Origin of the sequence: Bradyrhizobium neotropicale, from assembly GCF_001641695.1 — a bacterium.
Classification (GTDB): Bacteria; Pseudomonadota; Alphaproteobacteria; order Rhizobiales; family Xanthobacteraceae; genus Bradyrhizobium; species Bradyrhizobium neotropicale.
The window spans coordinates 147,408-154,093 of record NZ_LSEF01000114.1; the positions used below are offsets into that span (position 1 = coordinate 147,408).

Here is a 6,686-nt window from a genome sequence, read left to right on the forward strand (position 1 = left end):
GGAGAACGCGCATGATGCTGGAGGGATGGCGCTGGTACGGGCCCGATGATCCCGTGTCGCTCGACGATGTCAGGCAGGCTGGCGCGACGGACATCGTCTCGGCGCTGCATCAGGTGCCGATCGGCGAAGCGTGGACGCGCAAGGCCGTCGAAGAGCGCAAGAACTTCATCGAACACGGCCAGCCCGGCCGCTCGCGACTGACCTGGTCTGTGGTCGAATCGATTCCGATTCCCGACGACGTCAAGCGGTTAGGCGGTAAGGCGACGCGATCGATCGAGGCGTGGATCGCGAGCCTCGAGGCGGTGGCAAGCGCCGGCATCAAGATCATCTGCTACAACTTCATGCCGGTGGTCGATTGGTGCCGCACTGATCTCGAATGGGAGCTGCCGAACGGCGCCCGCGCCATGCGCTTCGACCAGGACCGTTTTGCGGCGTTCGAGCTGCATATCCTGAAGCGGCCCGCGGCGCTCCAGGAATACTCACCGGAACAGCAAGCGCGCGCGAAAAAGCTGTTCGAGCAGATGACGCAGGCCGATATCGATTATCTCGTGATGGTCATCGCCAGCGCGCTGCCCGGCTCGACCACCGAGCCGATGACCATCCCGCAATTCCGCGACCGGCTCGAACAATATCGCGATATCACGCCCAAGATCCTGCGCCAGCATCTCGCCGAGTTCCTCGCGCGCGTCGCGCCGCTCGCCGATGAGCTGGGCGTGTCGCTGACGCTGCACCCCGACGATCCGCCGCGCCCGCTGTTCGGCCTGCCGCGCGTCGCTTCGACCGCGGACGATTATCAGGCGCTATTCGATGCTGTCCCGTCGAAGGCCAACGGCATTTGCCTGTGCACGGGCTCGCTCGGCGTCCGCGCCGAGAACAACCTGCCTGCGATGGCCGAGCGCTTCGGTCCGCGCATCGCTTTTGCGCATCTGCGCGCCACCAGGCGCGAGGCCGACGGTCTCTCGTTCTACGAGTCCGATCATCTCGACGGCGACGTCGACATGATCGCGGTGTTGAAGGCGCTGCTGAAGGAGAACGCGCGGCGTTCGCCGGATCGGCAGATCGTCTTCCGCCCCGATCACGGTCACCGCATGCTGGATGATCTCGCCGCCACCAAGCGTACCAATCCCGGCTACACCGCGATCGGGCGCCTGCGCGGCCTCGCCGAGCTGCGCGGCGCAATCCGCGCGATCGAGCATCAGTAGCTGGTTCGGCTGGCCGTCTCCTGATACCGCGTCTCCCGATACTTTGGCGAGGCGGCGGGTTCTCGCGCTCGCTGAGTTTGTCTTTGGCCCCATGATGTGCCAGAGTGGCTGCATTGCTTTCGATCGATGCATGCAGCCACACAGCCGTTTGGGAGCTGAATGTGAGCATTTTGGTCGAACTTCCTCCCGATCGACACGATCCGAACGCGTTTGCGGATTTCGACGCAGATTCCGACAATTTCAATCTCGGCGCTGCGCGGGCGATGATGTGGATGTCGCAGCTCGCCTACGAGACCCATGTGCCGGATACGATCACCGAGGTCGCGCGCATCTGGCAGCTATCCGACGTCAAGCGGTTGATCCAGCCGGTCAAGCTCACGCCTGAGCTGACGGATACGAGGGGGATCACCGCCCGGAGGGGCAGGGCGACGATCGTCGCCTTCGCCGGCACCGATCCACTTCACTTGCTGAATTGGCTCAACGACTTCTCTCTTGGCCTTCCAGTGTCACCCGTCCACGAGGGCTTCCGCGCGGCGGCAGCGGCGGTCTGGGATGACGTCAAGGTGGCTATCACGGCAGCGCTTGCCGACAATTCCCCCATCTTCATCACCGGGCACAGCCTGGGAGCTGCAATCGCGGTGATCACCGCCGATTTCGCGCGCGACGAACTTAAGCTGGGCAACGCGCAGATCTATCTCTACGGCTGTCCGCGCGCCGGTCGCGACGTTTTTGTTACGCCTTACGATGATGCGTTCGGCAAGACGACCTATCGCCTCGTGCACGGCTCCGACATCGTCGCGACCGTTCCGCCGCCGCAGCTCCGCTTTCTGCATGTCGGCCGCTTTCTCGCATGCGAGCGTGGAGCGAAGTTCGACGCCGATGAGCTGACGGGAGATTTCGGCTCCAACGAGCCGCGGGCAGACGCTGGACTGGTCGAGCAGATCATCAATCTTTTCGGCGGGCGGTCGCAGCCCGCGCGCCTCATCGACAATCTATCCATACCCCTGCCGCCGGGGATCGGTGATCATTTGCCGGATCGCTACCATGCGGCGCTTTCGTCCGTTCAGTAGCAGGCAGCCATTGCTCCAAGCTTCGGATTAAAACTCTTCCAAATCTGAGGATCGCTGCGTGCGATCGTCGCATCATTCACGACTCTAGACGTGTTCTACTGGCCGCGGCGTCGCGGTTTGCTTAATGCCCCTCACGGGAGTTCGCGATCGTTCGTCTCGCATTGATCGAGACGGCGTCGCGTGCAGTTGCGTCCTTTGGGGGAATATGTTTAGCGACCTGAACTTGCCGCGCGGGGCGGCGCTATCCATTGCATGTGTCTCGGTTCTGCTCGCCGCGAATTCGGCTCAAGCGCAACAGCCAAGTCAATCGGAAACATCTGTGCGCCCGGCTGCCGCAGCCGGCCAAAGCCTTCCACCGGTGGTCGTGGAGTCACCGTCGCCTCGTCGTGCGACCGCATCGAGCCAGCGCAGGCCGTCGCAGGCATCGCGTGCCGGTTCGCCGCGGCAAACGGCGAGCCGCGACAACGTCGCGGCGCCTCCCGCCCCATCGCTCGGCGCACAGCGAGCGGCGCTGCCGCAAGCCTTCGCCGGCGGCCAGGTCGCGCGCGGAGCCCAGCTCGGTCTCCTCGGCAATAAGGACTACATGGCAACGCCGTTCAGCGTCACCAGCTATACTGAGCAGACAATCCGGGATCAGCAGGCGACCAGTGTCGCCGAAGTGCTGACCAACAGCGATCCGTCGGTCCGCGCCGCCATCGGCAGCAGCAACCGGTATGACGCGATGACCATTCGCGGCTTCCGCGTGGAGAACAGCGAAATCGCGCTGAACGGACTCTACGGCCTCGTCCCGAACTATCGCGTCAATCCTGCGCCGATCGAGCGCATCGAACTCTTCAAGGGGCCCGCGGCGTTCCTCTACGGCATGGCGCCGCAAGGCAGTATCGGCGGCAGCGTCAACGTCGTGACCAAGCGTGCCGGGGACGATCCGCTGACGCGATTGACCGCCGGTTACATGTCCAATGCCCGTTTCGGCACCGAGCTCGATGTGGCGCGCCGCTACGGCGAGCAGAAGGAATGGGGCGTCCGCTTCAACGGTGCCATGGACGGCGGCAACACGACCATCGATCGGCAGTCGGTGCGCGATGGTGCCGGTTCGCTCGGCGTCGACTATCGTGGCGAACGTTTCAGATGGTCGGCCGATATCATCTATCAGGACGACTGGATGCGGGCGGCTGCGCGCGGCTACACGCCGGTTGCCGGCATCGCTGTCCCGGCCGCGCCAGATCCCCGGATCAACCTCGCGCAACCGTTCGACTATGCGCGCGCCAACAGCATCACGGGCCTGACCCGCGCCGAATATGACCTGACCTCGGACATCACCGTGTTCGGCGCGATCGGCGGCAATCGCTTCGGCTTCGACAAGCGGGAGGCGCCGGGCGCGACCATTCTCAATACCGCGGGAGACGCATCGTCGACCTCGCGATTCCAGACGGGAAGGTCGGAAGCGGTGTCCGGTGAAGCAGGCGTGCGGTCCCGCTTCGACACGGGACCGGTAGCCCACGAAGTCGTCGTCAGCGGCAGCTCATTGCAGCGGACGGACTGGCTCGGGCAAACGAATTACGCGAACTACCTCACCAACATCTACACGCCGACTTTGCTGGCGATTCCGGGAACGCCGATATCGTCCTTTCCGGAAGGAAAATCGGGCTCGCTCGACCTGCAGAGTGTCGGTGTTGCCGACACCCTCTCGGTGATGAACGGCCAGCTGCAGCTGATCGTCGGTGCGCGTCAGCAGAAGGTGGTGTCGAGCAGCTTCGACACCGTGAGTGGCCTCGAGACCGCCCACTATGGCCAGAGCGCGACGTCGCCGTCGGTCGCTTTGCTGGTCAGGCCGATCCAGCAGCTCTCCCTTTACGCCAGCTATATCGAAGGTCTCACGCCCGGACCGACGCCGCCGACCGGGGCCGCGAATCCGAACCAGGTGTTCGCGCCGTTCAAGACGCGGCAATATGAAGTCGGCACGAAGCTCGATCTCGGCGGGTTCGGTGCGAGCCTTGCCGCATTTCAGATCAGCCTGCCCGCAGGCGTCACCGATCCAGTGACGAAAATCTTCAGTCTCGATGGCGGGCAGCGGCACCGCGGCATCGAGCTGAATACGTTCGGGGTGGTCGCCCCTGGTGTTCGCGTGCTTGGTGGCGTGACGTTCCTGGACGCGCGATTGACCAGCACGGCGGGGCACGTCAATGATGGCCACCACGCCGTCGGTGCGCCAGATCTCCAGGGCAATCTTGGAGTCGAATGGGACATGCCGTTCCTGCCGGGGCTTACGGCGACCGCGCGCACGATCTACACCAACAGGGCCTATGTCAGCGCCGACAACGTCCAGTCGGTGCCGAGCTGGATGACTTTCGATATCGGGGCGCGCTACGCGACGAGGATCGCGGAACGGCCGACCACCTTCCGTGCCAGCATCACCAACCTCTTCGACAAGCGCTACTGGATCGCCAATCCGACCGGCTATGTCATCAGCGGCATGCCGCGCACGGCGTGGCTCTCGATGACGGTGGATTTTTGACGTTGCGACTGAACTCGCCCGGCCGCCGGCTCATGTCCGGCGGCCTTCGCGCTTGGCATGGTGCGCGGAGCGGCAGCCCGACTAGAGATCGATGCTGACGGCGATGTTACGGCCCTGCAGTTCGGAAATCTTCATTCCCTCGGCCAGCACCTGCGCGAACTCAGGGTCCTTTGCCACGGCCTCCTGCACTTTGCCGTAGACTTCCCAGTTGGCGTAGCGCGTCGTGACCAACAGCTCTCCAGCCCAGTGGCCAGTGTGGAAGCGCGAGAGCCGAAGAAATTCGGCGCCGTGTTTCTCGAAGATCTTCTTCGCCTGGCTGACAATCTTCGCCATTTCCTCGGGCTTGTCGGTCTTGAAGCGAGTAAATTGAACGATCGGCATGGGGCTACCTCCATCATTGTGTGAAATGTCCAAGAGGCATGTATCGAGCGACGTGAGGAGGCGAACCTCCAGTTCGATCTCGACGAAGATTCGTCTTCAGCGACTTGATCTTGGTTCAGGGAGTTATGCGGGAAGCTGGGTGATGACGGCCTGAGATAGGCGGCGTATCGAGGCGGGTGTCGAAGCCTGCCAGAACCTCTCAAGGAGAGCGATACGCCATGAACGAGACTAGCAACATTGTCCCGCTTCGTCAGCCCGACGCGATCGATGATCCACTGACCAATATCCTGCGCGCTGGTGCGCGGCAGCTTCTGGCGCAGGCTGTCGAGGTCGAAGTCGAGACCTTTCTTGCCACGGTGAAGGACTTGAAGCTTGCCGACGGACGCGCCCGTGTCGTGCGGCATGGCTACGGCCCGGCGCGGACGATCCAGACCGGCATCGGCCCGGTCGAGGTCGCGCGGGCGAAGATTCGCGACCGCGGGGCGGCCAGCGATGGCGAGCGGATCCGGTTCAGCTCGGCGATCCTGCCGTTGTGGGCACGGCGGACCAGAAGTCTGGATGCGCTGTTGCCGGTGCTCTATCTACGCGGCATCTCGACCGGCGATTTCCAGGAGGCGCTGACGGCCTTGCTGGGCAAGGAGGCGCCGAACCTGTCGCCCGCGGTGATTTCCCGGCTGACGGCCGAGTGGCAAGGCGAGTACGAGCGCTGGCAGAAGCGCGATCTGTCGGCGCGGCGATATGTGTACGTGTGGGCCGATGGCGTCTTCCTGCAGGCCCGCATGGAAGACCACGGCGAGTGCATGCTGGTGCTGATCGGCGCAACGCCAGAAGGCAGGAAGGAACTGATCGGCTTTCAGGTCGGCGTGCGGGAGAGCGCGCAGAGCTGGCGCGAGCTCCTGATCGACGTCAAGCAGCGCGGATTGCAGATCGCGCCCGAAATTGCCGTCGGCGACGGCGCACTCGGCTTCTGGAAGGCGCTTGACGAGGTCTTTCCCGGCACCCGGCACCAGCGCTGCTGGGTGCACAAGACCGTGAATGTCCTGGACAAGGTCCCTCTCTCGGTGCAGGCCACCATGAAGAAAGATTTGCGCGAGGTCTATTGGGCGCCGAGCCGGGCGTCCGCCGAAGCGGCGATCGACGTCTTCGCCGAGAAATACCGCGCCAAGTACGGCCGGGCGGTCGAATGTCTGATCAAGGATCGCGACGCGCTGCTGGCCTTCTACGACTTTCCTGCCGAACATTGGGATCACTTGCGCACGACCAATCCCATCGAGAGCGTGTTCGCCACCGTGCGGCACAGGACGGTGCGCACCAAGGGCTCGTTGTCGCCGACCACCGCCAAGCTGATGGTATTCAAACTGGTGATCGCCGCATCAAAGACCTGGCGGCGGCTCAAAGGCACAAATCAGTTGCCGAAGGTCATCGCAGGTGTCAGATTCAACGACGGCATCGAGGTCATCCAAATGCCGGCAACCCACGCCGCCTGATCACCTCGTCACCCAAAATCCCGCATAGCTC

General features: G+C 63.6%; 5 protein-coding genes. 4 read left to right on the forward strand and 1 reads right to left on the reverse strand.

The features are described 5' to 3' along the window. Positions 1-11 precede the first annotated feature (11 nt). The 3 genes from uxuA to AXW67_RS37720 all read left to right on the forward strand — a co-directional run bounded on the left by uxuA (position 12) and on the right by AXW67_RS37720 (position 4,787). Positions 12-1,202, forward strand: coding sequence for a mannonate dehydratase (uxuA, locus tag AXW67_RS37710; RefSeq protein WP_082908180.1), 1,191 nt, complete (start codon positions 12-14; stop codon positions 1,200-1,202). A gap of 161 nt (positions 1,203-1,363) precedes the next feature. Then, positions 1,364-2,272 (forward strand): lipase family protein, encoded by a 909-nt coding sequence (locus tag AXW67_RS37715; RefSeq protein ID WP_063681986.1) that lies wholly within the window; start codon positions 1,364-1,366, stop codon positions 2,270-2,272. A 319-nt stretch (positions 2,273-2,591) separates the two neighbouring features. Then, complete coding sequence (locus tag AXW67_RS37720) at positions 2,592-4,787, forward strand: TonB-dependent receptor (RefSeq protein WP_201723761.1); 2,196 nt, start codon at positions 2,592-2,594, stop codon at positions 4,785-4,787. Positions 4,788-4,868: 81 nt separating this feature from the next. Here AXW67_RS37720 and AXW67_RS37725 read toward each other — a convergent pair whose 3' ends face one another. Beyond that, positions 4,869-5,168, reverse strand: coding sequence for a hypothetical protein (locus AXW67_RS37725; protein WP_063681968.1), 300 nt, complete (start codon positions 5,166-5,168; stop codon positions 4,869-4,871). Positions 5,169-5,386: 218 nt separating this feature from the next. Between AXW67_RS37725 and AXW67_RS37730 the strand changes: the two genes are divergently transcribed. Continuing rightward, positions 5,387-6,655 carry an IS256 family transposase gene (locus tag AXW67_RS37730; protein ID WP_063678926.1) on the forward strand — a complete coding sequence of 423 codons (1,269 nt, stop codon included), beginning with the start codon at positions 5,387-5,389 and terminating at the stop codon, positions 6,653-6,655. The last annotated feature ends 31 nt before the right edge of the window (positions 6,656-6,686 follow it).

Coding starts and splice junctions, on each gene's coding strand:
- AXW67_RS37725 (WP_063681968.1), bottom strand. CDS start 5,168: ATGCCGATCGTTCAATTTACTCGCTTCAAGACCGACAAGCCCGAGGAA.
- AXW67_RS37730 (WP_063678926.1), top strand. CDS start 5,387: ATGAACGAGACTAGCAACATTGTCCCGCTTCGTCAGCCCGACGCGATC.
- uxuA (WP_082908180.1), top strand. CDS start 12: ATGATGCTGGAGGGATGGCGCTGGTACGGGCCCGATGATCCCGTGTCG.